Source organism: Pseudogracilibacillus sp. SO30301A (genome assembly GCF_037072025.1).
Taxonomy (GTDB): Bacteria; Bacillota; Bacilli; order Bacillales; family Amphibacillaceae; genus Pseudogracilibacillus.
In genome coordinates this window covers 1-1985 of the sequence record NZ_JAXHDD010000119.1, presented here as the reverse complement: position 1 = coordinate 1985, position 1985 = coordinate 1, and the positions used below count along the sequence as shown (strand labels likewise).

Sequence of the window (1985 nt, the reverse complement as noted above, 5' to 3'; positions counted from 1 at the left end):
GGATCTATCACATGGTCCCTATCTATCGATAAATGGGAAAGCGAAGAAGACATTTCTTATAGCCTATATTGATGACTGTTCGAGACTTGTACCCTACGCACAATTTTTCATTTCGGAAAAGTTTGATGGGCTCAGAGAAGTAACAAAAGAGGCGATAATACGGCGCGGTAAACCAAGAATTATTTACGCAGACAACGGGAAAATTTATCGTTCGGAAACATTACAATATGCATGTGCGCAATTAGGTATTACATTGGCTCACACACAACCATATGATCCTAGGGCCAAAGGTAAAATTGAAAGACTATTCAAAACAATCCAAACACGGTTTTATCCGTTATTAAAATCAGATCCAGTTCACTCTTTGGAGGAATTGAATGAAAGATTTTGGGAGTGGTTAGAGGTGGATTACCACCGTAAAGAGCACGCATCGCTCGACGGCAAAACACCCCACCAAATATTTCAATCTCAATTAGATCATATCACATTTTTAGAGGATTTGTCTATATTAGAAACGATTTTTCTAAAGCGTGCAGAGCGTAAAGTGAAATTGGATGGAACCATTACATTAGAAAAAAGATTATACGAAGTTCCTTCTCAGTATATCGGACAGAGAATTGAGGTTCGCATGGATGAACAAACTGTCTATGTTTTTGAAAACGGAAAAAAGGTAGCTGAAGCCATTCCAGTTACCTTCCATGATAACGCACATGTCAAACGGAACCGATCCCCTTTCGCCGTCCCTGATACCACTCGCCACGTGGGGGAATCAGATCATGTATAAAGCCTTTTATTCATTAGCAAGAGAACCGTTTTCGAAGAATATGAGAAAAGAAGATGCGTTTCAATCCACTGGCTATCAAGAAGCATTGAATGGTCTTGAATATTTACGGAAATCTAAAGGAATTGGTTTAATCATTGGGGATTCTGGTGCTGGTAAAACATTTACACTACGATCATTTAAGGATTCTCTTAATCCATCGTTGTATCACGTTGTCTATTTCCCATTGTCTACTGGAGGTGTAATGGATTTTTACCGTGGATTGGCGTATGGTTTGGAGGAAGACCCAAAATTTCGGAAGGTAGATTTATTTCGTCAGATTCAGCAGGGCATTGAACGAATGGATCAAGAGCGTAAAGTTACGCCTGTTTTTATCCTGGATGAAATGCATATGGCAAAAGATGCCTTTTTACAGGATTTAGCAATATTGTTTAATTTCCGGATGGATTCAACGAATCCTTTTATTCTTATATTAGCTGGATTACCGCATTTAAAAATGCGCTTGAACTTAAATCACCATCGTCCATTGGCGCAGCGAATCGTCATGCGATATCAATTACAATCATTAAGCAAAGACGATGTTTATGACTATATAGAGCATCATTTAAAACTGGCTGGTGTCAGGATGCCCATATTTACAGCATCTGCACTTGAAGCCATTGCCTTACGTTCGCAAGGATGGCCACGGGTCGTCAACACATTAACCATTAATTCCTTACTATATGGAGCGCAACAAAAGAAAGAACAAATTGATGAGGAAATTGTTCAAATGGCTATTGGGGTAAGTGGTCTATGATGAGGACGGGAATCATGATTTTTGATGTAGGTGAACAGGAGTGGAGAATGTGGATTGGTCTAGAAGAATACGAAGCGTTTATAGGAATGAATTTCGAAATTCGCATTCAAAAACGTTATTATAAAACAATCTTCGAAAAAGATTATAATGATTGGTTTGTGACAATTGAAGACGAGGTTGATTTCTCCCTACGTTTAGTAGAGACGTACAAAGTTCGGATATCAGAGAAAGAATTACTGCCAATAAAAGATCTCCCTTTTTAGGGAGATCTTTTTATAAAAGTTTACCTGAAATAATCTGTCAAGTTATTTTCAAATCTGAAATAAAGTGAGCAAAATATCAAATTATCACAGATTTCAGGCTGGATTAATTTGATATTTAGTGTCTGGGATAATGTGCTGATTTACA

Annotated in this window: 3 protein-coding genes; all 3 read left to right on the top strand. The window is 37.8% G+C overall.

Annotated elements, in window-relative coordinates:
• A partial coding sequence (locus SPD89_RS22660; protein WP_336264214.1) for a Mu transposase domain-containing protein occupies positions 1-784 on the top strand: 784 nt, incomplete at its 5' end.
• Complete coding sequence (locus SPD89_RS22655; RefSeq protein WP_336264213.1) at positions 777-1577, top strand: ExeA family protein; 801 nt, start codon at positions 777-779, stop codon at positions 1575-1577. The genes SPD89_RS22660 and SPD89_RS22655, both read left to right, overlap by 8 nt.
• 14 nt (positions 1578-1591) lie before the next feature.
• Entirely contained in the window at positions 1592-1840 is a 249-nt protein-coding gene (locus SPD89_RS22650; RefSeq protein WP_336264212.1) for a DUF5348 domain-containing protein, read from the top strand.
• The last annotated feature ends 145 nt before the right edge of the window (positions 1841-1985 follow it).